Annotated in this window: 28 protein-coding genes; 15 read left to right on the top strand and 13 right to left on the bottom strand. The window is 59.5% G+C overall.

Annotated features, from left to right (window positions below):
- Positions 1-42: 42 nt before the first annotated feature.
- Complete coding sequence (locus tag ACR0NT_RS15285; RefSeq protein ID WP_170673513.1) at positions 43-1,431, bottom strand: 1-acyl-sn-glycerol-3-phosphate acyltransferase; 1,389 nt, start codon at positions 1,429-1,431, stop codon at positions 43-45.
- A gap of 144 nt (positions 1,432-1,575) precedes the next feature.
- Between ACR0NT_RS15285 and ACR0NT_RS15280 the strand changes: the two genes are divergently transcribed.
- The 3 genes from ACR0NT_RS15280 to deoD all read left to right on the top strand — a co-directional run bounded on the left by ACR0NT_RS15280 (position 1,576) and on the right by deoD (position 4,715).
- Positions 1,576-3,543 carry a protein meaA gene (locus ACR0NT_RS15280; protein ID WP_170673515.1) on the top strand — a complete coding sequence of 656 codons (1,968 nt, stop codon included), beginning with the start codon at positions 1,576-1,578 and terminating at the stop codon, positions 3,541-3,543.
- A 124-nt stretch (positions 3,544-3,667) separates the two neighbouring features.
- The gene (locus ACR0NT_RS15275) at positions 3,668-3,985 is read left to right on the top strand and encodes an H-NS histone family protein (protein WP_170446144.1); all 318 of its coding nucleotides are present in this window, start codon (positions 3,668-3,670) and stop codon (positions 3,983-3,985) included.
- 16 nt (positions 3,986-4,001) lie between these two features.
- Complete coding sequence (deoD, locus tag ACR0NT_RS15270) at positions 4,002-4,715, top strand: purine-nucleoside phosphorylase (protein WP_170446146.1); 714 nt, start codon at positions 4,002-4,004, stop codon at positions 4,713-4,715.
- Positions 4,716-4,743: 28 nt separating this feature from the next.
- Here the strand turns inward: deoD and ACR0NT_RS15265 are convergent, their stop codons facing one another.
- From ACR0NT_RS15265 to ACR0NT_RS15215, 11 genes are all read right to left on the bottom strand, one after another.
- The gene (locus ACR0NT_RS15265; protein WP_170446149.1) at positions 4,744-4,932 is read right to left on the bottom strand and encodes a hypothetical protein; all 189 of its coding nucleotides are present in this window, start codon (positions 4,930-4,932) and stop codon (positions 4,744-4,746) included.
- Positions 4,933-4,969: 37 nt separating this feature from the next.
- The gene (locus ACR0NT_RS15260; RefSeq protein WP_170446152.1) at positions 4,970-5,116 is read right to left on the bottom strand and encodes a hypothetical protein; all 147 of its coding nucleotides are present in this window, start codon (positions 5,114-5,116) and stop codon (positions 4,970-4,972) included.
- 137 nt (positions 5,117-5,253) lie between these two features.
- The gene (locus ACR0NT_RS15255; protein WP_170673518.1) at positions 5,254-6,033 is read right to left on the bottom strand and encodes a succinate dehydrogenase iron-sulfur subunit; all 780 of its coding nucleotides are present in this window, start codon (positions 6,031-6,033) and stop codon (positions 5,254-5,256) included.
- 12 nt (positions 6,034-6,045) lie between these two features.
- Entirely contained in the window at positions 6,046-7,854 is a 1,809-nt protein-coding gene (gene sdhA, locus ACR0NT_RS15250) for a succinate dehydrogenase flavoprotein subunit (protein WP_170673521.1), read from the bottom strand.
- A 25-nt stretch (positions 7,855-7,879) separates the two neighbouring features.
- Positions 7,880-8,251, bottom strand: coding sequence for a succinate dehydrogenase, hydrophobic membrane anchor protein (locus ACR0NT_RS15245; protein ID WP_170446160.1), 372 nt, complete (start codon positions 8,249-8,251; stop codon positions 7,880-7,882).
- An 11-nt stretch (positions 8,252-8,262) separates the two neighbouring features.
- Positions 8,263-8,646: a succinate dehydrogenase, cytochrome b556 subunit gene (gene sdhC / locus ACR0NT_RS15240; protein WP_170446164.1), complete on the bottom strand. Its 384-nt coding sequence runs from the start codon at positions 8,644-8,646 to the stop codon at positions 8,263-8,265.
- Positions 8,647-8,859: 213 nt separating this feature from the next.
- Positions 8,860-9,522, bottom strand: coding sequence for a DUF1194 domain-containing protein (locus ACR0NT_RS15235; RefSeq protein WP_170673524.1), 663 nt, complete (start codon positions 9,520-9,522; stop codon positions 8,860-8,862).
- Between the two features lie 55 nt (positions 9,523-9,577).
- Positions 9,578-10,606, bottom strand: a complete 1,029-nt coding sequence (locus tag ACR0NT_RS15230; RefSeq protein ID WP_170673528.1) for a MaoC family dehydratase — start codon at positions 10,604-10,606, stop codon at positions 9,578-9,580.
- Positions 10,606-10,812, bottom strand: coding sequence for a DUF1737 domain-containing protein (locus ACR0NT_RS15225; protein ID WP_170327177.1), 207 nt, complete (start codon positions 10,810-10,812; stop codon positions 10,606-10,608). Before ACR0NT_RS15225 ends, ACR0NT_RS15230 begins: the two co-directional genes overlap by 1 nt.
- 12 nt (positions 10,813-10,824) lie before the next feature.
- Positions 10,825-11,379: an NnrU family protein gene (locus ACR0NT_RS15220; protein WP_170446173.1), complete on the bottom strand. Its 555-nt coding sequence runs from the start codon at positions 11,377-11,379 to the stop codon at positions 10,825-10,827.
- A 6-nt stretch (positions 11,380-11,385) separates the two neighbouring features.
- Complete coding sequence (locus ACR0NT_RS15215; protein ID WP_170446176.1) at positions 11,386-12,243, bottom strand: HpcH/HpaI aldolase/citrate lyase family protein; 858 nt, start codon at positions 12,241-12,243, stop codon at positions 11,386-11,388.
- Between the two features lie 169 nt (positions 12,244-12,412).
- Here ACR0NT_RS15215 and ACR0NT_RS15210 point away from each other — a divergent pair, with 169 nt between their 5' ends.
- Complete coding sequence (locus ACR0NT_RS15210; protein WP_170446179.1) at positions 12,413-12,712, top strand: hypothetical protein; 300 nt, start codon at positions 12,413-12,415, stop codon at positions 12,710-12,712.
- Here the strand turns inward: ACR0NT_RS15210 and ACR0NT_RS15205 are convergent.
- Positions 12,709-13,464 carry a sulfite exporter TauE/SafE family protein gene (locus tag ACR0NT_RS15205; RefSeq protein ID WP_170446182.1) on the bottom strand — a complete coding sequence of 252 codons (756 nt, stop codon included), beginning with the start codon at positions 13,462-13,464 and terminating at the stop codon, positions 12,709-12,711. The two genes, ACR0NT_RS15210 and ACR0NT_RS15205, sit on opposite strands and share 4 nt — an antisense overlap.
- 161 nt (positions 13,465-13,625) lie before the next feature.
- Between ACR0NT_RS15205 and mdh the strand changes: the two genes are divergently transcribed.
- From mdh to ACR0NT_RS15150, 11 genes are all read left to right on the top strand, one after another.
- Entirely contained in the window at positions 13,626-14,588 is a 963-nt protein-coding gene (gene mdh, locus ACR0NT_RS15200; RefSeq protein ID WP_170673531.1) for a malate dehydrogenase, read from the top strand.
- A gap of 308 nt (positions 14,589-14,896) precedes the next feature.
- Positions 14,897-16,090 carry an ADP-forming succinate--CoA ligase subunit beta gene (sucC, locus tag ACR0NT_RS15195; RefSeq protein WP_170446187.1) on the top strand — a complete coding sequence of 398 codons (1,194 nt, stop codon included), beginning with the start codon at positions 14,897-14,899 and terminating at the stop codon, positions 16,088-16,090.
- 2 nt (positions 16,091-16,092) lie between these two features.
- Entirely contained in the window at positions 16,093-16,317 is a 225-nt protein-coding gene (locus tag ACR0NT_RS15190) for a hypothetical protein (protein WP_170446190.1), read from the top strand.
- Between the two features lie 73 nt (positions 16,318-16,390).
- Entirely contained in the window at positions 16,391-17,272 is an 882-nt protein-coding gene (gene sucD, locus ACR0NT_RS15185) for a succinate--CoA ligase subunit alpha (RefSeq protein WP_152456828.1), read from the top strand.
- Positions 17,273-17,723: 451 nt separating this feature from the next.
- Positions 17,724-18,266, top strand: coding sequence for a DUF805 domain-containing protein (locus tag ACR0NT_RS15180; protein ID WP_170446193.1), 543 nt, complete (start codon positions 17,724-17,726; stop codon positions 18,264-18,266).
- Between the two features lie 57 nt (positions 18,267-18,323).
- Positions 18,324-19,028 carry a sulfotransferase family 2 domain-containing protein gene (locus ACR0NT_RS15175; protein WP_170446196.1) on the top strand — a complete coding sequence of 235 codons (705 nt, stop codon included), beginning with the start codon at positions 18,324-18,326 and terminating at the stop codon, positions 19,026-19,028.
- 39 nt (positions 19,029-19,067) lie between these two features.
- Positions 19,068-22,025 carry a 2-oxoglutarate dehydrogenase E1 component gene (locus ACR0NT_RS15170; RefSeq protein ID WP_170673534.1) on the top strand — a complete coding sequence of 986 codons (2,958 nt, stop codon included), beginning with the start codon at positions 19,068-19,070 and terminating at the stop codon, positions 22,023-22,025.
- Positions 22,026-22,027: 2 nt separating this feature from the next.
- A complete protein-coding gene (odhB, locus tag ACR0NT_RS15165) occupies positions 22,028-23,524 on the top strand; it encodes a 2-oxoglutarate dehydrogenase complex dihydrolipoyllysine-residue succinyltransferase (protein WP_170446202.1) in 1,497 nt (498 codons plus the stop codon).
- 2 nt (positions 23,525-23,526) lie between these two features.
- Positions 23,527-23,796, top strand: a complete 270-nt coding sequence (locus ACR0NT_RS15160; protein ID WP_170446205.1) for a hypothetical protein — start codon at positions 23,527-23,529, stop codon at positions 23,794-23,796.
- Positions 23,797-23,869: 73 nt separating this feature from the next.
- A complete protein-coding gene (lpdA, locus tag ACR0NT_RS15155) occupies positions 23,870-25,258 on the top strand; it encodes a dihydrolipoyl dehydrogenase (protein ID WP_170673537.1) in 1,389 nt (462 codons plus the stop codon).
- 161 nt (positions 25,259-25,419) lie between these two features.
- Positions 25,420-26,268 carry a tellurite resistance TerB family protein gene (locus ACR0NT_RS15150; protein WP_170673541.1) on the top strand — a complete coding sequence of 283 codons (849 nt, stop codon included), beginning with the start codon at positions 25,420-25,422 and terminating at the stop codon, positions 26,266-26,268.

Here is a 26,268-nt window from a genome sequence, read left to right as displayed (position 1 = left end):
AGAGAGAAATATTGCAACATATTTTGAGTGAATTTTGTAATTTTATGACCCAGCGGGTGCAGAAATTTCCTTCGCGGACGCAGCAAGAGCCGTTTTCGCATCCAAAGACGCCGAGGCCGCATAATAGTCCAACAGGTCAACCCTTTGACCAGACGAGGATATTTTCCCGTTCTCGCGCTTCAGGATGCGCCGGTCGACCAATTGCTGGATGCCCGCCTCGATTGCTGCGCGGGCCAACGGCGTAGGCGATCCGTTGCGTCGCAGCAGCTGATCGATCAGCTGTACGGCCTCCTCTTCGGGTATTTCCCCCTTCTCGCGCACCAGCCAGCACGCGGCAGGCGCCGGAACCAGTGGAATTGCTGCGCTGATGCCCGCCACCAGATCACGGGCCAGATCCGTCATCAAGTTGGCTTCGTGATCCGCCCGGAACGCCCGCAGCGAAACCGGACGCCCATATCGCACCGAAGCCACACCGAATCGCTGATAGCGCCCAATCAGCCGCCGCCCGATCTGTTTGAGTATCCACCAGGTGATCACCCCGATCCGGGCGCGAAACCGGCGTTCATTACCCAGCGCGGCCTTGGTCAGGATGGTATCCTCGAGCACCCGATCATAGTTCAGGGCAACAGGCACAAAAACCACATCGCGCCCCTTGGGGTCGCTTGCGTCGATGATGTATTTCAGCAGGCCAAGCTTGGGCCGCGCCAGCGCGCCGGTCAGGCTAAGGCCCCCTTCGGGGAAGATCGCCTGCGTCACCCCTGCCTCGGTCGCGTGGCGCACGTAACAGGCCAGCACCTGCCGATACAGCTCGCTGCCCGATTTGCGGCGGATAAAGTAAGCCCCCATTGCCCGGATCAGGCGGCTAAGCGGCCAGACCCGCGCCCATTCACCCACCGCATAGGACAAGGCCGATTGCTGCGCCGCCAGATAGGTAACCAGCACATAGTCCATGTTACTGCGGTGGTTCATGACGAATACCACGGTGGCATCGGGGTCGATCTCCGCGATGGCCTTTTCGTCCATATAACTGAGTCGGACCTTATAGAACGCATTGCTCAACATTCGGGTCAGACGAATGGCGACACTGAAATAGGCCACTGCGGAAAAGGAGGGGACGATCTCGCGCGCATAGCGGCGGGCGGTTTCAAAGGCCACGCCCTCGGGTACGCGTTCCTCACGCGCAAAATTCTGGACGGCCTGTCCGACCTGCGGATCATAGATCAGCCGCTGAATCATGTCGTGCCGCCGCGCCAGCTTGAATGGCTGGATTGGCCTTTGCAGCCGTTTGTTCAGGCGCTTGACCGCGCGCTCAAGGCGACGGCGGAAAAACCACCGCACCGATGGGAACAGAAAATGCGAGGCCAGCGTGACCGCGGCAAACACCAGGATCAGCAAAAACAGCCAAAGCGGAAGTTCCACGGTCTGAGTCATGCGCGCACCCTGCCACCAAACCGTGGCACCTACAATCTGAAGAACCACATATGCCGCGATGCAGCGAATTGACTTATCCCGAAAATTGCGCTTTAGAACGCTTGAACGTAATTTTCTTGCCCACGCAAAGCACGAGGTCCCGCTATGACGCAGACGCAGAAAGATCGCCCCTGGCTCATCCGAACCTATGCCGGTCATTCCACCGCCAAGGCGTCGAACGCGCTGTATCGCGGGAACCTAGCAAAGGGTCAGACGGGGTTGTCGGTGGCCTTCGATCTGCCGACGCAGACCGGTTATGACAGCGACCATACACTGGCGCGGGGCGAGGTCGGCAAAGTGGGCGTGCCGATCAGCCATCTGGGCGACATGCGGGTCCTGTTCGACCAAATTCCGCTGGAACAGATGAACACCTCGATGACGATCAACGCCACGGCGCCGTGGCTGCTGGCGCTTTACATCGCTGTAGCCGAGGAACAGGGCGCGGATGTGGCCAAGCTGCAGGGCACCGTTCAGAACGACCTGATCAAGGAATACCTCAGCCGGGGCACCTACGTCTGCCCACCGAAGCCGTCGCTGAAGATGATCGCCGACGTGGCCGAGTATTGTTATACCAACGTGCCGAAATGGAACCCGATGAACGTGTGTTCCTATCACCTGCAAGAGGCCGGTGCCACGCCCGAGCAGGAACTGGCTTACGCGCTGGCCACCGCCATCGCCGTTTTGGACGAATTGCGCCCCCGCGTCCCCGCGGAGGATTTCCCGGCGCTCTGCGGTCGGATTTCATTCTTCGTGAATGCCGGTATCCGTTTTGTCACCGAGATGTGCAAAATGCGCGCCTTTGTCGACCTTTGGGACGAGATTCTGAAAGACCGATATGGCGTCGAAGACCCCAAGTTCCGCCGCTTCCGCTATGGGGTGCAGGTGAACTCGCTGGGCCTGACCGAACAGCAGCCGGAAAACAACGTCTACCGCATCCTGATCGAGATGCTGGCCGTGACCCTGTCGAAAAAGGCTCGCGCCCGCGCGGTACAGTTGCCCGCGTGGAACGAAGCGTTGGGTCTGCCCCGTCCGTGGGATCAGCAATGGTCAATGCGGATGCAGCAGATCCTGGCCTATGAGACAGACCTGCTGGAATATGGCGATCTGTTCGACGGCAACCCCGCCGTGGACACCAAGGTCGAAGAATTGAAAGAGGGCGCGCGGGCCGAATTGGCCAACCTGGATTCCATGGGCGGCGCGGTTGCCTCGATCGAATACATGAAGTCGCGCCTGGTCGATTCGAATGCGGAACGTCTGAACCGGATCGAACGCAATGAAACCGTCGTTGTCGGCGTGAACAAATGGACCGAGGGTGAGGCCTCGCCCCTGCAAACCGAGGATGGCGGCATCATGGTCGTCGATCCGGCGGTGGAACAGGAGCAGATCGACCGGTTGAACGAGTGGCGGTCTGAACGGGACGACACGGCTGTTACGGCGGCTCTGTCCGCGCTGCGCGAGGCAGCACAAACCGGGGCCAATGTCATGGAGCCGTCGATTGCTGCCGCCAAGGCCGGTGTCACCACCGGTGAGTGGGCCGAGGAAATGCGCAAGGTCTACGGCACCTATCGCGGCCCGACTGGCGTTTCCGGGTCAGTGTCGAACAAAACCGAAGGTCTGGACGACCTGCGCGCCGCCGTTGACGCCGTCAGCGACAAACTGGGCCGCCGCCTGAAATTCCTGGTCGGCAAACCGGGGCTGGACGGTCATTCGAACGGTGCCGAACAGATCGCCTTCCGTGCCCGCGATTGCGGCATGGATATCAGCTATGAGGGCATCCGCCTGACGCCCGAGGAGATCATAGCAGCCGCGATCGAGGACAAGGCCCATGTGATCGGTCTGTCGATCCTGTCCGGCAGTCATATCCCGCTGGTTCAGGATGTCATGACCCGCCTGCGCGAGGCCGGTTTGACCGATGTTCCCGTGATTGTCGGCGGGATCATTCCCGATGAGGATGCTGCAAAACTCAGTGCAATGGGTGTGTCCAAAATCTATACACCCAAGAATTTTGAGCTGAACGCAATCATGGGCGACATCGTGACTCTGGTCGATCCACAAAACATTGCAGCCGAATGACGGCCGCTTTTCCATTACCTCCTCCAAATCTATTGCCTTTGACAAAGGGATAGATAAAAACCGAATTTGAACTTACGGTGGGCCATTACGCCCATTAATGGTATTTTTCGGAATGGAGAAAGAAATGGCGATCAGCCTTGAGAAAATGTCGCGCAAAGAACTGCTGGAATTGCGTGATCAGGTGGAAAGCGCACTCAAAAGCGCGGAAAAACGCGAGCGTAAAGAGGCGCTGAAAGCCGCGGAAAAAGCCGCTGCCGAATTTGGATTTTCTCTTTCGGAACTCTCGGAAGGCGCAGCAAAACCGGCCAAAGCCTCTAAAACCAAGGCAAAGTACAAAAACCCGGCCAACCCGGAACAAACCTGGTCGGGCCGCGGGCGTAAACCGCAATGGGTTCACGATGCCTTGAATGCCGGTGCGGATATCTCGGATTTCGCGATCTGACGGGAATTGGAAAAAAATGACAATTCATATCGGTGCCAAAAAAGGCGAAATCGCTGAAACCGTTTTAATGCCCGGTGATCCATATCGGGCGAAATGGGCGGCAGAGACGTTTTTGCAGGACGCCAAGCTTGTCAATAATGTGCGCGGTATGCTGGGTTTTACCGGAACCTGGAATGGAAACCCGGTCACCATTCAGGGCAGCGGCATGGGGATGCCGTCCCTGTCGATCTATGCCAATGAGTTGATCCGCGATTATGGCGCCAAAACCCTGATCCGCATCGGGTCGTGTGGCGGAATGCAGGACAGTGTGAAAATCCGCGATGTGATCCTTGCGATGACGTCGACCACGCTCAGCACACCATCGCGCGGCATCCTGAAAGAGCTGAACTTCGCCCCCTGCGCCGATTGGGGCCTGCTACAGGCTGCGGCGAAAGCTGCCGAAGCCAAGGGCACGCCAACCCATGTTGGCGGCATCTATTCGTCAGACGTTTTCTATGATGAGCGTCCCGATCTGAACGAGCAGATGGTGCGGCACGGTATTCTTGGGGTCGAGATGGAGGCCGCCGAGCTATACATCCTCGCCGCGCGTCACAACTGCCGCGCTCTGGCCGTTCTGACCGTGTCCGATCATCTGCTGACTGGTGAGGCGCTGCCTTCCTCGGAACGCGAAAGCAGCTTTGGCGACATGGTCGAGATTGCCCTGCAGGCCGCTTTTCCCGACGCTGCATAAACAAAAAACAGGGCGGAGAACGCCCTGCCTAATTTCCTTTCAAACAGGCATTGGGCGCATCCGCGCCCTCTTGCTGCGCCCCGCAATAGGCGCAAATCCAGACACCTTCCTTGCGATGCTGCCGCCATCGGCAATCGCGCGTCAAAGAAGACGTCCGTGACCGCCAGACGAAATAGGCGAACACACCGGCGGCCAGTAAAAGCAACAGAATGGGCATGCCTATGCATTGCCCAATCTCTGCACGATTTCAAGCGTCAGGCGGCGTTTGCGTATTCGAACAATTCAGGTTCGTGCTGCTCTTGAGACACGACGGCAGGTTCAGGGATGTAATAGGCCCAGGCCTGTTCCAACAAAGCCAGAGCTTCGGCTGCCTTGGTGTTTTCTGCTTTTTGTTCTTGCATCGGAGCGATCCCGTTTCGGTTCCATCACTCCTCCCTGCAGGCAAGCTAAACCTGAACAGGACAGTTTGCATTGTATAGTTTTGCAAACTCGCCATGCACTCGCCGCAATGCGGCAAGTGCTGTCTTTTGGACGTTGCTCAGACCCCGCGGTCGATCATCATCTTTTTGATCTCGGCAATCGCCTTGGCCGGGTTCAGACCTTTCGGGCAGGTCTTGGCGCAGTTCATGATCGTGTGGCAGCGATACAGTTTGAAGGGGTCTTCCAGCTCATCCAGACGCTCGCCCGTGGCCTCATCGCGGCTGTCGATGATCCAGCGATAGGCGTGCAGCAGCGCGGCGGGGCCAAGATAGCGGTCGCCGTTCCACCAATAGCTCGGACACGAGGTCGAGCAGCTGGCGCACATCACGCATTCATACAGACCATCCAGTTTCTTGCGGTCTTCGATCGACTGCTTCCACTCTTTCGCGGGGCGATTGGTCTTGGTTTCCAGCCACGGCATGATGCTTGCATGCTGGGCATAGAAGTGGGTCAGGTCGGGGATCAGGTCCTTGACCACCGGCATATGCGGCAGCGGATAGATCTTCACGTCGCCCTTGACCTCATCCATGCCATAGATACAGGCCAGCGTGTTGATCCCGTCGATATTCATCGCGCAGGACCCACAGATGCCTTCGCGGCACGACCGGCGGAAGGTCAGGGTCGGGTCGATCTCGTTCTTGATCTTGATCAGCGCATCCAGAACCATCGGACCGCAGCTGTCCATGTCGACGAAATAGGTGTCCAGCTGCGGGTTTTTGCCGTCTTCCGGGTTCCAGCGATAGATCTGGAATTTCCGCACATTGGTCGCGCCTTCCGGCTTGGGCCAGGTTTTGCCCGTTGTGATGCGCGAATTCTTGGGGAGGGTCAGTTGTACCATAAGTTCCTCTCCTTAGAACGTCCGCGCCTTGGGCGCGATTTTCTTGAGGCTGATGCCGCCTTCGTCTTCGGTGGTCAGCGGATCGACGATGACCGGACGATAGCTGAGCTCGACCTTGTTGCCGTCAACCCGGCTGACAGTGTGCACGCGCCAGTTCTCGTCATCCCGCTCGGTGAAGTCCTCATGCGCGTGGGCACCACGGGATTCCTTGCGCGCCTCGGCCCCAACAATGGTGGCCAGCGCACTTGGCATCAGGTTGGTCAGCTCCAGCGATTCCATCAGGTCGCTATTCCAGACCAGCGAACGGTCGGTAACCTTCAGGTCGTCCATCTTGGCGGCAATCACCGTCATCTTCTCGACGCCTTCCGCCATGGTCTTGGCAGTCCGGAACACAGCCGCGTCTTCCTGCATGGTGCGCTGCATCTCAAGCCGCAGATCGGCGGTCGGGATTGCGCCGCTGGCGTTGCGCACTGCGTCAAACCGGTCAAAGGCCTTGTCGACCGACGCCTGGTTCAGAACCGGGTTCGGAGCCTTCGCGTCAACAACCTCACCCGCCCGGATCGCAGCCGCGCGGCCAAACACCACAAGGTCGATCAGCGAGTTTGAACCCAGACGGTTCGCACCGTGGACCGAGGCACACCCGGCCTCACCCACAGCCATCAGGCCCGGCACAACACCGGTCGGGTTGTCGGCGGTGGGGTTCAGAACTTCACCCCAATAGTTGGTCGGGATACCGCCCATGTTATAGTGCACGGTCGGCAGAACCGGGATGGGTTCCTTGGTGACGTCGACACCTGCAAAAACACGCGCCGATTCCGAGATACCCGGCAGACGCTCGGCCAGAGCTTCGGCTGGCAGGTGGCTGAGGTTCAGGTGGATGTGGTCACCGTTCTCGCCATGGCCACGGCCTTCGCGGATTTCCATGGTCATCGAACGCGAGACATAGTCACGCGGCGCCAGGTCCTTGTATTGGGGCGCATACCGCTCCATGAACCGTTCGCCTTCCGAGTTGGTCAGGTAACCACCCTCACCACGCGCGCCCTCGGTGATCAGGCAGCCCGAACCATAGATGCCGGTCGGGTGGAACTGAACGAACTCCATATCCTGCAGTGCCAGACCCGCGCGGGCGACCATGCCGCCACCGTCGCCGGTGCAGGTATGGGCCGAGGTCGCGCTGAAATAGGCACGCCCGTAACCGCCGGTTGCCAGCACCACCATCTTGGCGTTGAAGACGTGCATCGTGCCATCGTCCAGCTTCCAGCAGACGACACCCTGACACTGACCATCCTCGGACATGATCAGGTCGATGGCGAAATATTCGATGTAGAACTCGGCGTTGTTCTTCAGCGACTGACCGTACAGCGTGTGCAGGATCGCGTGGCCGGTCCGGTCGGCGGCGGCACAGGTGCGTTGCACGGCGGGGCCTTCGCCAAATTCGGTGGTGTGGCCGCCAAAGGGACGCTGATAGATTTTGCCTTCTTCGGTCCGGCTGAAGGGCACGCCGTAGTGCTCTAGCTCGTACACGGCCTTGGGCGCCTCTCGCGCGAGGTATTCCATCGCGTCGGTGTCACCCAGCCAGTCCGACCCCTTGACGGTGTCATACATGTGCCACTGCCAATGGTCGGGGCCCATGTTTGAAAGCGAAGCGGCGATACCGCCCTGCGCCGCAACCGTGTGCGAGCGGGTCGGGAAAACCTTGGTCACACAAGCCGTGCGCAGGCCCTGTTCCGCCATGCCCAGCGTCGCCCGCAGACCTGCACCACCGGCACCTACGACGACGACGTCGTATTCGTGGGTTTCATATTCATATGCTGCTGTCATTGTTCTTGTTCCTTACCGCGCATCATCACAGGGCCAGCTTGACCAAGGCAAACAGCCCGGCCGCCATCAGCGTGTAGCCCAGGGCCCACATTGCAGCGAGAGAGATTTTCTCAAGCGTCCCGTGCACATAGTCCTCGATCGCTTCCTGCGCCTCATACATCAGTTGCAGCAGACCCACGACCAGGGTGAGCGCCGTCACCAGCGCCGGGAACGGACGGCTGAAATAGGCCACGACCTCTTCGTAAGTGCCGCCGATACCGGCGCCGAAGGTGAAGATGAAAATCGGAATCAATACGGTCAGGATCATCGCCCGAATCATGACCCGCCAATGGGTGAGTGTGCCGGATTTACCTGCGCCCAGACCCTGTGCGCGCTTGCGGTCAGTCAGATATTGCATGTGCCGTCTCCTTAAACCGCAAGTACGGTGATCAGGGTCAGGGCGGTCGCACCAACGAACATGCCCAGCCCCAGTTTCTCGGCGGTCTCGATGTCGAGACAATATCCGAAATCCCAAATGACGTGCCGCAGACGGCCCAGCGTGTGATACCACAACCCCCAGGTCGCAGCCGTCAGGATGAGGTCACCGAACCAGCTGCGCAGAAAACCGTCGATCCCCGCAAATGCGCTTTCCGAAGTCGATGCGGCCAGCAGCCACCAGACAACAAGAATGGCAACGGCGAACACCCCGATCCCGGTCAGACGAACCATGATCGAAGACGTCGACGTCATCTGGGGGCGATAAATCATAATATGTGGCGAGAGCGGGCGGTTGCCCCGATTGACATCGGCCATGTCGGCTCCTCTTTCGTTGGCTACCCGTCGTTTTACCTGTTTTTGCCAATCTGTCACGTGCTGCGGGCGCAAAAACAGGTAAAATGGGGACAAAACCGCAGATTTCGGAAAAATGTGATCACACAAAATAATACCGTGATCACAAAACTTATACAGTCAAATCAATGTTAGCGTCCTAAGGTTGCAATCTTTGTGATCACGAATCTGCGGCGCTCACTCCAAAGCGGCGGATTGCTGGGTCACTTCGCGCAACAGCTTTTTTCGGATCCGTTCGGGATAGTCTGCAAAACCGGCGGCCGAGACGACAAAGGCCCCTTCGCCAACGATGACGTTTTCAAAGAAATAGGCGGTCAGGTCGGGTTCGCTTTCCTCGATTGCGATGGCGTTGACCGTGATACCCCGATTGCGCAACACGCCGTGGACCTCGGTCGGCTCAACCCCTTCGTTCGACACCCCGTCGCCCGAGATGTCGATCAGGTGGCGTTTGCACTCGGACACGGTGTCAAAGCTGGACAGGGTCATCTCAAGCGCCTCGCCGATCGCCGTCGAGAAATTGCGCCAGACGCGGGGGTCGGCGGCGACCTGATCGGCAAACCGTTCGAGCGTGTCGAAACTGTCGATCCGGGTCCACGGGATCGTGATCTTCTGGCGCGAGGCTCCGGTCCATTGCACCAGCATCACCTGCGCCTGACCGCGTACCAATGCCTCGGACACAAGAGGATCGCGCAGACCGGCCGCCAGACCATCCATCTGAATGCGGTATTCGCTTGTATCCACCGACCCGGACACATCCACCGCCAAGGCCAACGCAAGATCACACGCCATGGCAGGCGGCGTCAGGAACAGGCAGGCAGCGAGGGAACGGATCAGGACCATGACCGCAGCCTAGCATGAATGTCGCGGGCTGCGATCAAATCAATGTGGGGTGATGTCAGACCGGCATCAACGCCCAGTAATCCAGGTCAAGCAGGACGTCGGGCTTGTAGCGGCCATCTTCGCCCTTCAACTCGAACGGTGCGCCGCCCTTAGTGGCGACCAGACGCAGACGGATGGCCCCAACGCCGGGCACCCCGGTTTCAGCCTTGTCCTGAACTTCGGACCACGCTTTGATCGTATCGCCCGAGAAGCATGGGTTGGCATGTGCACCGCCATTCAGGCCCACGATCATCTGCGCATTGGCCAGACCGTTGAACGACAGCGCCCGCGCCATCGAAATCACGTGCCCGCCATAGATCAACCGGCCATCGGGGCGGAAGGTCAGGTCAAAATGCACTTTGGCCGTGTTTTGCCACAGACGAGTGGCCAGCATATGCTCGGCCTCTTCGACGGTCACCCCATCAACGTGGTCGATGGTTTCGCCGATCTCGTAATCGCCCCAGCGATGGGCTTCACCGGACTGAACAAAATCATAGTTCGAGAAATCGAGGCCCTCGGGCACCACCAGATCGCCCGACTCCAGCACCTTTTTCAGGTCCGGCACCACCGCCTCGGGTGCAGGGGCGTCGATATTCGCTTTGCGCACCATCACCCAGCGCACATATTCGATCACCACCTCATCGCGCTGATTCAGGCCGCGCGTGCGCACCCAGACCACACCGGTCTTGCCGTTCGAGTTCTGCTTGACCCCGATCACCTCGGATTCAGACCGCAGCGTGTCGCCGGAATAGACCGGTTTCAGCCAGCGCCCTTCGGCATAACCCAGATTGGCAACCGCGTTCAGCGAGATATCGGGGACGGTTTTGCCAAACACCACGTGGAACGCAGCCAGATCGTCGATCGGGCTTTGCGGCAGACCACAATTCCGGGCGAACTCATCCGAGGAATAAAGCGCATGCCGCGCCGGGTAGAGCGCATGATACAGTGCACGCTCGCCGTCGGTTACGCTGCGCGGTACCGCGTGATGCAGCACCTGCCCGACGGCATAATCCTCGAAAAAGCGGCCCGGATTGGTTTTTGCCATTACTGCTGTCCCAGTTTCATTTCGGGGGAATAGTCGGCCTCGACCTCTTTGGTCACGGCCTGCGCACAGCGCATCATGCGGCTGTTTTCGTCATAGGCATAGGACGGGTCGCCATACAGCTCCCACCCCTTTGCCAGCGCATCCGACACCTTGTGGCAGAAAGCGGAGGTGTCTTCTTCGGTCAACAGACGATAGAGTTTTGCCATTGTGCCAGATCCTTACGACGGGAACGGAGACGGACCAACCAGCCCGTGAATGTAACCGATGATCCCGAACAGCACGATCGAGGCCACAAAGAACATCGCGTCCTTGCCATAGGTGCCGGGCTCCGCCGGGGTCCACTCGGGTTCGGCGCGGTTGATCACAACCACTTCGACCATGGCCCACAGGAACAGACCGCCAAACAGGATGATCGAAGCCAGATCGCCATTCACCAGCAGATGCGCAAAGGCCCATGCCCGGAAACCGGCCAGCATCGGGTGGCGCATCTTGTTCAGCAGGCGGCCTTTTTGTCCCGCGGGGCTCATCATGAAGATGGCGATCAGCACCAGCAGGTTGTTGATGTGGATCATGAAGGAGGGCGGCGACCAGACATGGATGAAATCGGTCATGCGATAGCCGAAGATCATTAGCAGCACTGCCGCGACCAGCGCCAGCGCCACGGCGCCTTTGCCACCATTGCCCATTGCCGCACGCTGCGCCGGCATAAGGCGTTTGAACAGGTGGGCGGCCCACCAAAGCGCCACCCCAAGGATCAGAAGAACAAAGCCCATGCTGGCTTACCCCGCTTGCAAAGCTGAAATCGCCTCCGCTTTTGCCAGAATTTCACGGGCAGTTACAACATGCAGATTTTCAACAATCTTCCCATCCACGACAGCAACGCCCTGACCTTGCGATTCAACCTCTTCGAAGGCTGCAATCTGGCGGCGGGCCAGATCGATTTCCATATCCGACGGGGCATAGGCCGCATTGGTAATGTCGACCTGTGCCGGGTGGATCAGTGTCTTGCCGTCAAAACCCATGTCACGGCCCTGTTCACATTCGGTAGCCAGACCTTCGCCATCCTTGAAGGCGTTGTAGACGCCGTCGACAATAATCAGACCTTCGGCCTTGGCGGCCAACAGGCACAGTCCCAGCGAGGTCATCATCGGCAGGCGGTCGGGGCGGAAGCGGGTTTGTAGTTCCTTGGCCAGATCGTTGGTGCCCATGACGAACCCGGCCATCAGCGGGTGCGCGGCGATTTCGGCCGCGTTCAGCATCCCGCGCGGGGTTTCCATCATCGCCCAGATCGGCATGTCGCCAGTGATCGCAGCCAGCGCATCAACGTCGGCGGCGGAATTCACCTTGGGCAACAGCACCGCATCCGCATCCATCTCGCGCACGGCCTCGGCATCGGCGCGGCCCCATTCGGTATCCAGCCCGTTAATGCGGACAATCTTGACCCGCGAGCCATAGCCTCCGGCTGCCAAAGCCGCCTTGAGGGTTTCGCGGGCATTAGGTTTTTCGTCCGCCGAGACCGCGTCTTCGAGGTCAAAGATGATCGCATCCACCGGCAAGGTGCGCGCCTTATCCAGCGCCCGGTCGCGCGAACCGGGTATATAGAGAACGGAACGATAGGGGCGCTGACGGGGGTCCATTGGCCTCTCCCTTTGAAAGAATGTTGCGCGGAATGGGCCATTTTTTGCCGGAAAGTTCAAGAGAAAATTTGCCGCGATGCAGCATACGTGACGCAACGCGCGGAGTTTTAACCAGATTTCTGCACCCCATCCGCACCCTGTTTGCAGATGAAATCGAAAGGGGTGAGAGATGAAAAAGACGCTTTTCAAAATGACGATGGGCCTGGGACTCATGGTTTTGGCCGCGCAACAGGTACAAGCCCGCACCTGCGCCCCGCGGGAGGATGTGGTCAAGCGGCTGACCAAGGCCTATGGCGAGACGCGCCGCGGCATCGGCATCGCGCGACAGGGCGCGGTGATAGAGGTCTTTGCCTCGGACCAAACCGGCAGCTGGACAATCACGGTAACTCTGCCCGACGGGATGACCTGCCTGATCGCCTCGGGCCAGGCCTATGAACAGATGGCCGAGGCGCTGCCCCCCAACGTCTAGGTCAGCGCGTCCCAGATCAGTTTGCTGCCAGTTAGGGTCAGCAACACATAGGCAATGCCAAAGAACAGGCGCTCGGACAGCATGAAATGCGCCCGGACGCCCAGCCACGCGCCAAGGATGGCGAATGGGGTCAGAAGAAGATCCGCCAGCGCCGTGTGCCAGGTGAACAGGCCCAGATAAGCGTAAGGGATGAACTTTGCGCTATTGATGACCCAGAAGACCAGCACAGTGGACGCCTGAAACTCGGTTTTCGACAGGCGTTGAGACAGAAGGTACACGGCGGCAGGCGGACCGCCCGCGTGGCTGACGAAGCTGGTAAAGCCGGCGACCAGACCTGCGAAAAGCCCGGCAGGAGCAGGCAGGCGGTTGGCAAACCCACGGATCAGGCCCTTGCTCTGCGCCATATGCCAGATCACGAAACCGACCGAGATTCCCCCGATCAGCAGGCGCAGCAGGTCGTCATCCGTCGCGCGATACAGCCACGCGCCCAGCGCAACACCCGGCACTGCGCCCAGGATCAGCAGACGTGAGTCCGGCCAGCTCCAACGTTTCCAGTACGGCCCCAGAGTGCTCACATCGATCACCATCAGGATCGGCAGCATCAGCGCCAACGCCTGTCCGGGCGTAAGGATCAAGGCCAGAATCGACGACGACGCAAAGGCCACACCCGAGCCGAACCCACCCTTCGAGATGCCGGCAAAGATCACCGCAGGGATCGCCACAGCAAAAAACATCAGGTCCAATTCGAACATGTGGCATCCCGTGAATAGGCTTGTCTAACAGGCCGTTTAGCGCAATCACCAGACATAGTGCAAACTGTATGCGGTTGTATGCCACGCCGCATAACCCTTGCGCGAAAGCCATTTACCGACTAGCACGACCGCGATTTCAAAACCGACCGGAGATTTTCCAAATGGCCAGACCCAAGATCGCGCTGATCGGCGCAGGTCAGATCGGCGGCACGCTCGCCCACCTCGCAGCAATGAAAGAACTTGGTGACGTCGTCCTGTTCGACATCGCCGAAGGCACCCCGGAAGGCAAGGCGCTGGACATCGCTGAATCCGGTCCCTCGGAAGGTTTCGACGCCAAGTTGAAAGGCACCCAGTCCTACGAGGACATCGCAGGCGCAGACGTCTGCATTGTAACCGCAGGCGTGCCGCGCAAGCCGGGCATGAGCCGCGACGACCTGCTGGGCATCAACCTGAAGGTCATGAAGTCGGTCGGCGAAGGCATCGCCGCCAATGCACCCGATGCGTTCGTCATCTGCATCACCAACCCGCTGGACGCAATGGTCTGGGCTCTGCGCGAGTTCTCGGGCCTGCCGCACAACAAGGTCTGCGGCATGGCAGGCGTTCTGGACTCGGGCCGTTTTGCACACTTCCTGTCGGAAGAGTTCAACGTGTCGATGCGCGACGTCACCGCCTTTGTTCTGGGCGGCCACGGCGATACCATGGTGCCGTCGGTTCGTTACTCGACCGTCGCCGGTATCCCGCTGCCCGATCTGGTCGAGATGGGCTGGACCACGCAAGAAAAGCTGGACGCCATCGTACAGCGCACCCGTGACGGCGGCGCCGAGATTGTTGGCCTGCTGAAAACCGGTTCGGCGTTCTACGCACCGGCCACCTCGGCGATCGAAATGGCCGAAGCCTATCTGAAAGACCAGAAGCGCGTGCTGCCCTGCGCCGCCTATTGCGATGGTGAGTTGGGCGTCGAAGGCATGTATGTCGGCGTGCCCACCGTGATTGGCGCAGGCGGCATCGAGCGTGTCGTCGACATCAAGCTGAACGAAGAAGAGCAGGCCGGTTTCGACAACTCGGTCAACGCCGTGAAGGGCCTGATCGAAGCGTGCAAAGGCATCGACAGCTCGCTGGGATAATTGCAAAAGCTGTTTAAAAGTGAAAACCGGCCTCCTTCTGGGCCGGTTTTCTTTTGCGCATTTCCGCCCGTTTACCTGCGGTCGCGGATGTTGGCGCAAACGCGTTTTTGAGTGCAATATCAAGCGCACCGACACGATAATCGAATCATCCGACACCCTGCGCAAGTTTTGTGATCACACCCCAAAAAGCTGTGATCACAAAAGCGGAAAATCTTCGCTAAAAACCGCGTTGGCATAAAAAAACCCTTTATAAATGCCCCGTAGACACCTCTATAACGGTGTAATCGTAGTCAGACGGGACAGTTTCGATGAACATTCACGAATATCAGGCCAAAGCTCTTCTTCGCAGCTATGGCGCTCCGGTCTCCGAAGGTCGCGCGGTTCTGCGCGCCGAGGAAGCCAAAACCGCAGCTGGTGAACTGGATGGCCCCCTGTGGGTTGTCAAAGCACAAATCCACGCAGGTGGACGCGGCAAAGGTTCGTTCAAGGAATCCGATGCCGGTGAAAAGGGCGGTGTGCGTCTGACCAAATCGGTGGAAGAAGCCGCCGAAGAAGCCAAGAAGATGCTGGGCCGCACGCTGGTGACGCATCAAACCGGCCCCGCAGGCAAGCAGGTCAACCGCATCTATATCGAGGCCGGTTCCGGCATCGAACGCGAACTGTATCTGGCCCTGCTGGTGGACCGCCAGACCAGCCGGATTTCTTTCGTCTGCTCGACCGAAGGCGGCATGGATATCGAGGAAGTGGCCGCAGCCACGCCCGAGAAAATCCTGTCCTTCTCGGTTGATCCCGCAACCGGCTATCAGGCCTATCACGGCCGCCGCATCGCCTTCTCGCTGGGTCTGGAAGGCGCGCAGGTCAAACAATGCGTCAAGCTGATGGGTCAGCTGTACCAAGCCTTCGTCGAGAAGGACATGGAGATGCTGGAGATCAACCCGCTGATCATCTCGGACAGCGGCGACCTCAAGGTGCTGGACGCCAAGGTCGGCTTTGACGGCAACGCAGTCTACCGCCACCCCGACATCGCCGAGCTACGCGACACCACCGAGGAAGACCCCAAGGAACTGGAAGCCAGCAAATACGACCTGAACTACATCGCGCTGGACGGTGAGATCGGCTGCATGGTGAACGGTGCCGGTCTGGCGATGGCCACCATGGACATCATCAAACTGTACGGCGCCGAGCCTGCCAACTTCCTCGACGTCGGCGGCGGTGCCACGAAAGAGAAAGTGACCGAAGCGTTCAAGATCATCACCTCGGACCCGCAGGTCAAAGGCATTCTGGTCAACATCTTCGGCGGCATCATGCGCTGCGACGTCATCGCCGAGGGCGTGGTCGCAGCGGTGAAAGAGGTCGGCCTGCAGGTTCCGCTGGTCGTGCGTCTGGAAGGCACGAATGTCGAGAAGGGCAAAGAGATCATCAACACCTCTGGCCTGGACGTGATCGCGGCAGACAACCTGAAAGACGGTGCCGAAAAGATCGTGAAGGCAGTTAAGGGTTAATGATGAAACCTGTCTTAGTTCTGGGCTTCTTTGTATTGGCAAGCTGCGCCGAAGAAGCTGTGTCGAACCAAGGCGGAGACGCAGATACCGAGGTTTCGCGCGCTCCAATACTGTTCGACTGTCCCGCAGGGCCGGACGCTGACGCAATGCGAGAGCAATCGCTTGCCGCTGGTCGCCCGGTTTCGTGCGACGATGGCGAGAACACCTGGACAATTTCAGCGCAATAGAGCCCGGCCAAACTAATGCACGGAACTCGCGAAAGGGCGAGTGAAACAAAAATTTTCTAAGGAGACTCCTAAGATGGCAGTCCTCATCGACGAGAATACCAAAGTGATCTGTCAGGGCTTTACCGGCTCGCAGGGCACATTCCACAGCGAACAGGCCATCGCCTATGGCACCAAGATGGTCGGCGGCGTGACCCCCGGCAAAGGCGGGATGGAGCATCTGGGCCTGCCCGTGTTCAACTCGGTCCACGAGGCCAAGCATGTGACCGAAGCCAATGCCAGCGTGATCTATGTTCCGCCGCCGTTTGCGGCTGACTCGATCCTCGAAGCGATTGATGCCGAGATGGAAGTGATCGTCTGCATCACCGAAGGCATCCCGGTTCTGGACATGATGAAGGTCAAACGCGCGCTGGAAGGCAGCAAATCGCGCCTTATCGGCCCGAACTGCCCCGGTGTCATCACACCTGACGCCTGCAAGATCGGCATCATGCCCGGCCACATCCACAAGCGCGGCTCGGTCGGCGTTGTGTCCCGTTCGGGCACCCTGACCTATGAGGCCGTCAAGCAGACCACCGATGTGGGGCTGGGCCAGTCCACCTGTGTGGGCATCGGCGGTGACCCGATCAAAGGCACCGAGCATATCGACGTGCTGGAATGGTTCCTGGCCGATGACGAAACCGAGTCGATCATCATGATCGGTGAGATCGGTGGCTCGGCCGAGGAAGAAGCCGCGCAGTTCCTGGCGGATGAGGCCAAGAAGGGCCGCAAAAAGCCGACCGCCGGGTTCATCGCGGGCCGCACGGCGCCTCCGGGCCGCCGCATGGGCCACGCAGGCGCGATTGTCGCCGGTGGCAAGGGTGGTGCCGAGGACAAGATCGAAGCCATGCGCAGCGCCGGTATCGTCGTGGCTGAAAGCCCGGCGCAGCTGGGTGAGGCTGTGCTGGAAGCGATTGGGTAAGTGATCGCTTGCCGGGCATACGCTCTGAGGGCTGCGCCCGGAAAGAGGGTGGGCGAAAAACGCCCGCCCTTCTCGCCTTTGACGTATCCTTGGTCCCTGCTTTTGGCGGCGACTCTTGCATTCTCTGCATCAGGGCAAGCCGAAGCAAATGATTGTAGCGTTCTTATCGGCTGGACAAGCGAGGGACAATTCATCCGGGACGAGGCTTGCGAGACTCACTACATCGCCAAAGAAAGAGGGTTTTCTGAGCTCAAATTGTCCGGAAGCCGGAAGTACCAGTTTCGCTTTCGAGCAAGCAAAGACTCCACCAAGGATGTGATCGTGAAACGTGTGGGTTATGTTTGCGAATTGGTCGGTAGCGACAGCGCTGTTTTCACTGCCAACCGAGGTAAACGGAACTCTCTTATCGTATCTTTTTCCTGTGGTGGAATAGTTGGGTGAGTGACCAGATATGACCTTCTCTGACGCCATCCGCACCTGTTTCTCCAAGTTCTTCACCTTCTCGGGTCGTGCCTCGCGGCCCGAATACTGGTTCTTTTTCCTGTTCATCGTGATCTGGAGCTTTATTGCCGGGATCATCGACTGGAAGTTCTTCACGCAGGTCGCCACGACGCAGACCGACGAAGTCAAACAGGTCACCGCTACGTCCAACCAGCCAGCGCAACGCATTGTGACCCTGATCGTGTTCATCCCGCATCTGGCCGCCGCGTGGCGGCGGATGCATGATACCGGGCGCAGCGGGCTTTACGCACTGCTGCCGATTCTGCTGATCCTTGGCGCCTTTGCGGTGCTGATCTTCGGCATCGGCCTTGCGTCCCATTTCCAGCATGGTGGCAACCTGGACATCCTGTTCACCCGCGCCACTCTGCTGGTCGTTCTTCCGACGCTGATCGTTCTATTTGTGTCTCCCCTTCTGGTGTTGTGGTGGTTGACCCGCCCAAGCCAGCCAGGTGTCAATAAATACGGCCCCAATCCAATTGAGGTGCCCCAGTGAACGGACTTGTAATGCATAAAAGACCCTGGCCATCGTCTTCCGGAAAGGACCGCTGAAATGGTTCTGGTATGCCACAAGCATAAATTCATCTACCTCAAGACTACGAAGACGGCTGGCACGTCGACGGAAAAGGTCCTGCAGCCGCTTTGCGAAAAACCGGGCTTGGGGGAACTGGAAAACGGAAAGGTCAGGGTTTCAAAATACGGGATCGTGGGGGCACGGGGGCCTGGGCGGCGTGAACCGCATCCGGATTGGCAGTTCTGGCGCAAGCACAAATACCCATGGCGCAACCACATGCCTGCCTGGGAAGTCAAAGAGAACCTTGGGGCGGAAAAATTCGACGGATACACCAAGATCGCAAATGTCCGCGATCCTTTTGACCGGGCCGTATCTCAGTTTCATTTCATGAAACACCAGCAGAACCTACCCTCGGAAGATTCGAAAATAGAATGTGAGCAGTTCAAATCGTTTATCTTGTCGGGAACCTGGTCCATCGATTGGGAAATCGTCTCGATCGATAACATTTTGATCGTGGATCGCTTTATTCGAAAGGAACATCTGGTTGCCGACCTGAACGGTATTTTCGCTGATTTTGGCCTGCCGGAAAACAGTTTTAACCTAGGGCATGACAAATCGATGAAAGAACGACGAAAAGGGATACCTGTGCCAGAGTACTATGACACCGAAACGATCGATACTGTCCGACGAAACATGGCCTGGGTGTTTGACACGCTGGGCTACCCCGACAGCCCGCAGCACTGAGACTAAAACCGAAACCGCCAGCCCATTCGAGGTTCGCACATGACCGAACACACGCCCAATTCCGCGTTTCACGCCTCAAGCTTTATGCAGGGGCACAATGCCGAGTATCTGGAGCAGCTCTACGCCCAGTACACCAAGAACCCCGGAGCGGTCGATGCCGCCTGGGCCGAGTTCTTCAAGGCCATGGGTGACGCCACGCCGGACGTTCAGCGCGAGGCCGAGGGACCGTCCTGGGCCCGCACCGACTGGCCGCCGATGCCAGCGGATGATCTGACCGGCGCGCTGACCGGTGAATGGGCCGAGATCGACGCCAAGGCCGCAGGCAAGAAGATCAAGGACAAGGCCGCCGCCAAGGGCGTTGAGGTCAGCGATGACCAGATCAAGCGCGCGGTGCTGGACAGCCTGCGCGCGCTGATGCTGATCCGGGCCTACCGGATCCGGGGCCATCTGGCTGCCAATCTGGACCCGCTGGGGATGCGCGCGGCCAGCAACCATCCTGAGCTGGACCCCAAGACCTATGGCTTTACCGAAGCCGACATGGACCGTCCGATCTTTATCGACAACGTGCTGGGCCTGCAGATGGCCTCGATGCGTCAGATCGTCGAGATCGTGAAGCGGACCTATTGCGGCACTTTCGCGCTGCAATACATGCACATCTCGGATCCCGAACAGGCCGCGTGGCTGAAGGAGCGGATCGAAGGCTATGGCAAGGAAATCCAGTTCACCAAGGAAGGCCGCAAGGCGATCCTGAACAAGATGGTCGAGGCCGAAGGCTTCGAGAAATTCCTGCACGTCAAATACATGGGCACCAAGCGGTTCGGTCTGGACGGTGGTGAGGCGCTGATCCCGGCGATGGAGCAGATCATCAAGCGCGGCGGTGCATTGGGGATCAAGGACATCGTCATCGGCATGCCGCACCGGGGCCGTTTGAACATCCTCGCCAATGTGATGAGCAAGCCCTACCGCGCGATCTTCAACGAATTCCAGGGCGGCAGCTTCAAGCCCGAAGATGTGGATGGCTCGGGTGACGTGAAATACCACCTCGGCGCGTCCAGCGACCGTGAGTTCGACGGCAACAGCGTGCACCTGTCGCTGACCGCCAACCCCTCACACCTTGAGGCGGTGAACCCGGTGGTGTTGGGCAAGGTCCGCGCCAAGCAGGATCAGCTGAACGACACTGACCGCACCGCAGTGATGGGCATCCTGCTGCACGGCGACGCAGCCTTTGCCGGTCAGGGTGTTGTGGCCGAAGGCTTTGGCCTGTCAGGTCTGCGCGGTCACAAGACCGGCGGCACCATGCATATCGTGGTGAACAACCAGATCGGCTTTACCACAGCGCCGCACTTCTCGCGCTCCAGCCCGTATCCGACCGATATCGCGCTTATGGTCGAGGCGCCGATCTTCCACGTGAATGGCGACGACCCCGAAGCCGTGGTACACGCCGCCAAGGTCGCAACCGAGTTCCGCCAGAAGTTCCACAAGGACGTGGTCATCGACATCTTCTGCTATCGCCGGTTTGGTCACAACGAGGGCGACGAGCCCATGTTCACCAACCCGATCATGTACAAGAAGATCAAGACACATAAGACCACCCTGTCGCTGTACACCGAACGTCTGGTCAAGGATGGCCTGATCCCCGAAGGTGAGATCGAAGACATGAAAGCCGCCTTCCAGGCGCATCTGAACGATGAGTTCGAGGCCGGCAAAGATTACAAGCCCAACAAGGCCGACTGGCTGGACGGGCGCTGGTCGCATCTGGACAAGAACAAAGAGGAATACGTGCGCGGCGAAACCGCGATCACGCCGAAAACCCTGGCCGAGATCGGCAAGGCGCTGACACACGCCCCCGAGGATGTCGCCCTGCACAAGACCGTTGGCCGTCTTCTGGACCACAAGAAACAGATGTTCGACAACGGCAAGGGCTTTGACTGGGCCACGGGTGAGGCGCTGGCCTTTGGCTCGTTGCTGACCGAAGGGTTCCCGGTGCGCCTGTCCGGACAGGACGCGACACGCGGCACGTTCAGCCAGCGCCACTCTGGCTTTGTCCATCAGGAAAGCGAAGAGCGGTATTATCCGCTGAACAACATCCGCGCGGGTCAGTCGAAATACGAAGTGATCGACTCGATGCTGTCGGAATACGCGGTGCTGGGTTTCGAATATGGCTATTCGCTGGCCGAACCCAACGCGCTGACTCTGTGGGAGGCCCAGTTCGGCGACTTCGCAAACGGTGCGCAGATCATGTTCGACCAGTTCATCAGCTCGGGCGAAAGCAAATGGCTGCGGATGTCCGGTCTGGTCTGCCTGTTGCCGCACGGGTTCGAAGGGCAAGGCCCCGAACACTCGTCCGCGCGGCTGGAGCGGTTCCTGCAGATGTGCGGTCAGGACAACTGGATCGTGGCGAACTGCACGACGCCCGCGAACTATTTCCACATCCTGCGCCGTCAGCTGCACCGCACCTTCCGCAAGCCGCTGATCCTGGTGACGCCGAAATCGCTGCTGCGCCACAAGCTGGCCGTCAGCACGGCGGATCAGTTCATCACCGGCTCCAGCTTTCACCGGGTGCTGTGGGATGATGCGCAACAGGGCAATTCCGAGACCAAGCTGGTCAAGGACGACAAGATCAAACGTGTCGTGATGTGTTCCGGCAAGGTCTACTATGACCTGCTGGAAGAGCGTGACGCCCGCGGCATCGACGATGTCTACCTGATGCGGATCGAACAGTATTACCCGTTCCCGGCGCACTCGCTGATCAATGAGCTTGAGCGCTTTAAAGGGGCCGAGATCGTCTGGTGTCAGGAAGAACCCAAGAACCAGGGCGCCTGGACCTTTATCGAGCCCAATATCGAATGGGTTCTGACCCGCATCAAAGCCAAACATACCCGGCCCCGCTATGTCGGTCGCGCCACATCGGCCTCGCCCGCGACGGGTCTGGCCAGCCAACACAAAGCCCAACAAGAAGCGCTGGTGAACGAAGCGCTGAGCATTGAAGGAAAGTAATGATGTCCATTGAAGTTCGTGTTCCCACGCTGGGCGAATCCGTCACCGAAGCCACGGTTGCGACCTGGTTCAAGAAACCCGGTGATGCCGTGGCCGTGGATGAGATGCTGTGTGAGCTTGAAACCGACAAGGTGACCGTCGAGGTTCCCTCGCCCGCTGCGGGCGTGATGGGCGAGATCGTGGCCGCCGAAGGTGAAACCGTCGGCGTCGATGCGCTGCTGGCAACCATTGCCGCAGGCGAAGGCGCCGCCCCTGCCGCTGCGGCCCCCGCAGCCAAGGCCGCCCCGGCCGCAGGCGCAGGCAGCGTCGACGTGATGGTGCCGACCTTGGGCGAGTCGGTCACCGAAGCGACCGTGGCCACCTGGTTTAAACAGGTTGGCGATGCCGTCGCGCAAGACGAAATGCTGTGTGAGCTGGAAACCGACAAGGTCTCGGTCGAGGTTCCCGCCCCGGCCTCTGGCGTTCTGGCGGAAATCGTGGCGCCCGAGGGCACCACCGTGGATGCTTCGGCCAAGCTGGCGGTGATCTCGGGTGCGGGTGCCGTAGCCGCTCCTGCCGCGGCACCGGCAGCCGCCGCACCGGCGGCAGCGACCGGCAAGGACGTGGCCAATGCGCCCTCTGCCGAAAAAGCCATGGCCGAGGCCGGTCTGTCCGCAGGTCAGGTCACAGGCACCGGTCGCGATGGCCGCATCATGAAAGACGACGTGGCCCGCGCCGTGGCAACCGCTGCCGCCCCGGCCCCGGCTGCGGCTCCGGCCCCTGCATCTGCACCGCGCGCGCCTGTCGCTGCCGACGATGCTGCGCGGGAAGAACGGGTCAAGATGACCCGCCTGCGCCAGACCATCGCCAAGCGTCTGAAAGACAGCCAGAACACAGCCGCCATGCTGACCACCTATAACGAGGTGGACATGACCGAGGTGATGGCCCTGCGCAACCAGTACAAGGACCAGTTCGAGAAGAAGCACGGCGTGCGTCTGGGCTTTATGTCCTTCTTCACCAAGGCCTGCTGCCACGCGCTGAAGGAAGTGCCCGAGGTGAACGCCGAGATCGACGGCACCGACATCGTCTACAAGAACTTCGTCCACATGGGCGTTGCTGCCGGTACGCCCACCGGCCTGGTGGTTCCGGTCATTCGCGACGCGGACAGCATGTCCTTCGCCGCGATCGAGAAAGCCATCGCTGAAAAAGGCAAGCGCGCCCGCGAAGGCAAGCTGTCCATGGCTGAGATGCAGGGCGGCACCTTCACCATCTCGAACGGTGGTGTTTACGGCTCGCTGATGTCGTCGCCGATCCTGAACCCCCCGCAGTCGGGTATTCTGGGGATGCACAAGATTCAGGACCGTCCGATGGCGATCAACGGTCAGGTTGTGATCCGTCCGATGATGTATCTGGCACTGTCCTATGACCACCGGATCGTTGACGGCAAAGGCGCCGTGACCTTCCTTGTTCGTGTGAAAGAGGCGCTGGAAGATCCGCGCCGCCTGTTGATGGATCTGTAATCATGGCAACGCATGTATTGTGGCAGGCCGATGTGGCCGATTTCGATGCCTGGCTGAAAGTGTTCCGCGAGGACAAGCCGATGCGCAAGGCCGCGGGCATCCGCGACCTGCATGTCTGGCGCGACCCGGATCAGCGTGACCATGCCATCGCCATGTTCGAGGTGATGAACCTGGACAAGGCGCGGGCCTTTTTCGGCTCGGAAGAACTGGCGATGCACCACGAACGGGGCGGCATTGCGCATATCACGATCAAGCTGCTGGAACCGGTTTGAAGAAAGCACCGCATGATCCGATCACACCGGATCGTGCAGCTACCGGTCCATCCGGTCGACTTAGGAGAGTATAATGGCAAACTATGACGTCATCGTAATCGGCGCCGGCCCCGGCGGCTATGTCTGCGCCATCCGCTGCGCCCAGCTGGGCCTGAAAACCGCCGTTGTCGAAGGGCGTGAAACTCTGGGCGGCACCTGTCTGAACGTGGGCTGTATCCCGTCCAAGGCGCTGCTGCACGCCAGCCATCAACTGCATGAGGCCGAGCACAACTTTGCCAAGATGGGCCTGAAGGGCAAAAGCCCCTCGGTCGACTGGAAACAGATGCAGGCCTACAAGGAAGAAACCATCGAGGGCAACACCAAGGGCATCGAGTTCCTGTTCAAGAAGAACAAGATCGACTGGCTCAAGGGGTGGGGCTCGATCCCCGCGGCCGGTCAGGTGAAAGTGGGTGATGAGGTCCACTCGGCCAAGAACATCATCATCGCCTCGGGCTCCGAGCCAGCCTCGCTGCCGGGTGTAGAGGTGGACGAAAAGGTCGTCGTGACCTCGACCGGAGCGCTGTCTCTGGGCAAGATCCCGAAGAAGATGGTCGTCATCGGCGCTGGCGTGATCGGTCTGGAACTGGGCTCGGTCTATCAGCGTCTGGGGGCCGAGGTCACCGTGATCGAATTCCTCGACGTGATCACCCCGGGCATGGACCCCGAAGTGCAGAAAACCTTCCAACGCATCCTCAAGAAGCAGGGCCTGAAGTTCGTCATGGGTGCGGCGGTACAAAAGACCGAGGCCACCAAGACCAAGGCCAAGGTCACCTACAAGCTGCGCAAGGATGACAGTGAGCATGTGATCGACGCCGACACGGTTCTGGTCGCCACCGGCCGCAAGCCGTTCTCGGACGGGCTGGGGCTTGAGGCCTTGGGCGTTGAGATGACCCCGCGCGGTCAGATAAAGGTTGGCTCCGACTGGCAGACCAACGTGCCGGGCATCTATGCCATTGGCGACGTCACCGAAGGCCCGATGCTGGCGCACAAGGCCGAGGATGAAGGCATGGCCGCCGCCGAGCAGGTCGCGGGCAAGCATGGCCACGTGAACTATGGCGTCATTCCGGGCGTGATCTATACATGGCCCGAAGTGGCGAATGTCGGCGAAACCGAAGAAACGCTCAAGGCCGCGGGCCGCGATTACAAGGTCGGCAAGTTCATGTTCATGGGCAATGGCCGCGCCAAGGCTAACTTTGCCGCCGACGGTTTCGTCAAGATTTTGGCCGACAAGGAAACCGACCGCATTCTGGGCTGCCACATCATCGGCCCGGCAGCCGGTGATCTGATCCACGAGGTCTGTGTGGCGATGGAATTCGGTGCCTCGGCCGAGGATCTGGCTCTGACCTGCCACGCCCACCCGACCTATTCGGAAGCGGTGCGCGAGGCTGCGCTGGCCTGCGGCGACGGTCCGATCCACAGCTGACCCAGCTGCAAAAGAAAACCAGAAAGGCGGGCCCAGTAGCCCGCCTTTTTTCTGCCGTTGCATCGCCTTAGTTTTGTTACCGTATAAGTTGATCAATCAAACGTGATTGCCGGGCCTGAACCGGCACAGACGATTGAAACGTAACATTTATTGAGGTTGATATGCGGTTCGCCCTTCTCTGCGCTGTAGCGTTGTTATTCACCATGTTCTCAGGTCAGGACGCGCAAGCGGGCCGTGCCGGCGGCGTCTGGGGCACGGCCGAACAGATGAGTCTCGTCGCTGAGACCGATGTCACGGACAATTCCGGTCAAACGCTGGCCTTGTGCCATTTGACCAAGAAAACTCACATCATGTTCGCCGGTGTGTGGCGCAGTTCGATCGGCTATGTCATGGCCCCGAACAAATGCGACAGCGACAGCTATTACTCGGTGAACGCCGAACAGTTGACGTTGGGCAAAGTTGTTGGGACCTACCCTGCGGACCTGCCCGATCAACCCTCGATGTCAATTGCCGACATGATCTCGGGGTTTTGGGGTTTGGCCGTCGTTGCGGTGTTTCTGATCGTTGCCGGATTGAAATCTGCTGTTCAAGCCAAACGCACGGCGCAGCGGCATGCACAGTTGGGCGATGTCCATCCGGCGGCCCTGCGGGCGATGGACGCGATGTGCCACGCCGCAAAGGCGGATGGCAGCCTGGACCCGTCCGAGGTCACGATGATGGCCGATATCGCCAAGCAAATGACCGGTGAGACCTTTGACGAGGCCCGTATCCGCCGCATGTTCGACATGGCCGAGGCCAAACCGACCGAGGCCCAGTTCGCGGCCTTTGGCACCGGGTTGACCTCGGATCAGAAACGCATGGTCCTGCAGGCCACGCTGATGATCGCAGCCGCTGACGGCCATATGGATGATGATGAGGCCCTTTTCGCGCAGAAACTGGCACGCGGCCTAGGGATCAATGTGGACGAATTCATGACGATGTTTCAGGCCATGAACGCCAAACCGGCCTGA

Source organism: Ruegeria sp. AB10, assembly GCF_056542745.1.
This window is presented reverse-complemented; position numbering and strand designations above follow the sequence as displayed.

Coding starts and splice junctions, on each gene's coding strand:
- ACR0NT_RS15285 (WP_170673513.1), bottom strand. CDS start 1,431: ATGACTCAGACCGTGGAACTTCCGCTTTGGCTGTTTTTGCTGATCCTG.
- ACR0NT_RS15280 (WP_170673515.1), top strand. CDS start 1,576: ATGACGCAGACGCAGAAAGATCGCCCCTGGCTCATCCGAACCTATGCC.
- ACR0NT_RS15275 (WP_170446144.1), top strand. CDS start 3,668: ATGGCGATCAGCCTTGAGAAAATGTCGCGCAAAGAACTGCTGGAATTG.
- deoD (WP_170446146.1), top strand. CDS start 4,002: ATGACAATTCATATCGGTGCCAAAAAAGGCGAAATCGCTGAAACCGTT.
- ACR0NT_RS15265 (WP_170446149.1), bottom strand. CDS start 4,932: ATGCCCATTCTGTTGCTTTTACTGGCCGCCGGTGTGTTCGCCTATTTC.
- ACR0NT_RS15260 (WP_170446152.1), bottom strand. CDS start 5,116: ATGCAAGAACAAAAAGCAGAAAACACCAAGGCAGCCGAAGCTCTGGCT.
- ACR0NT_RS15255 (WP_170673518.1), bottom strand. CDS start 6,033: ATGGTACAACTGACCCTCCCCAAGAATTCGCGCATCACAACGGGCAAA.
- sdhA (WP_170673521.1), bottom strand. CDS start 7,854: ATGACAGCAGCATATGAATATGAAACCCACGAATACGACGTCGTCGTC.
- ACR0NT_RS15245 (WP_170446160.1), bottom strand. CDS start 8,251: ATGCAATATCTGACTGACCGCAAGCGCGCACAGGGTCTGGGCGCAGGT.
- sdhC (WP_170446164.1), bottom strand. CDS start 8,646: ATGGCCGATGTCAATCGGGGCAACCGCCCGCTCTCGCCACATATTATG.
- ACR0NT_RS15235 (WP_170673524.1), bottom strand. CDS start 9,522: ATGGTCCTGATCCGTTCCCTCGCTGCCTGCCTGTTCCTGACGCCGCCT.
- ACR0NT_RS15230 (WP_170673528.1), bottom strand. CDS start 10,606: ATGGCAAAAACCAATCCGGGCCGCTTTTTCGAGGATTATGCCGTCGGG.
- ACR0NT_RS15225 (WP_170327177.1), bottom strand. CDS start 10,812: ATGGCAAAACTCTATCGTCTGTTGACCGAAGAAGACACCTCCGCTTTC.
- ACR0NT_RS15220 (WP_170446173.1), bottom strand. CDS start 11,379: ATGGGCTTTGTTCTTCTGATCCTTGGGGTGGCGCTTTGGTGGGCCGCC.
- ACR0NT_RS15215 (WP_170446176.1), bottom strand. CDS start 12,243: ATGGACCCCCGTCAGCGCCCCTATCGTTCCGTTCTCTATATACCCGGT.
- ACR0NT_RS15210 (WP_170446179.1), top strand. CDS start 12,413: ATGAAAAAGACGCTTTTCAAAATGACGATGGGCCTGGGACTCATGGTT.
- ACR0NT_RS15205 (WP_170446182.1), bottom strand. CDS start 13,464: ATGTTCGAATTGGACCTGATGTTTTTTGCTGTGGCGATCCCTGCGGTG.
- mdh (WP_170673531.1), top strand. CDS start 13,626: ATGGCCAGACCCAAGATCGCGCTGATCGGCGCAGGTCAGATCGGCGGC.
- sucC (WP_170446187.1), top strand. CDS start 14,897: ATGAACATTCACGAATATCAGGCCAAAGCTCTTCTTCGCAGCTATGGC.
- ACR0NT_RS15190 (WP_170446190.1), top strand. CDS start 16,093: ATGAAACCTGTCTTAGTTCTGGGCTTCTTTGTATTGGCAAGCTGCGCC.
- sucD (WP_152456828.1), top strand. CDS start 16,391: ATGGCAGTCCTCATCGACGAGAATACCAAAGTGATCTGTCAGGGCTTT.
- ACR0NT_RS15180 (WP_170446193.1), top strand. CDS start 17,724: ATGACCTTCTCTGACGCCATCCGCACCTGTTTCTCCAAGTTCTTCACC.
- ACR0NT_RS15175 (WP_170446196.1), top strand. CDS start 18,324: ATGGTTCTGGTATGCCACAAGCATAAATTCATCTACCTCAAGACTACG.
- ACR0NT_RS15170 (WP_170673534.1), top strand. CDS start 19,068: ATGACCGAACACACGCCCAATTCCGCGTTTCACGCCTCAAGCTTTATG.
- odhB (WP_170446202.1), top strand. CDS start 22,028: ATGTCCATTGAAGTTCGTGTTCCCACGCTGGGCGAATCCGTCACCGAA.
- ACR0NT_RS15160 (WP_170446205.1), top strand. CDS start 23,527: ATGGCAACGCATGTATTGTGGCAGGCCGATGTGGCCGATTTCGATGCC.
- lpdA (WP_170673537.1), top strand. CDS start 23,870: ATGGCAAACTATGACGTCATCGTAATCGGCGCCGGCCCCGGCGGCTAT.
- ACR0NT_RS15150 (WP_170673541.1), top strand. CDS start 25,420: ATGCGGTTCGCCCTTCTCTGCGCTGTAGCGTTGTTATTCACCATGTTC.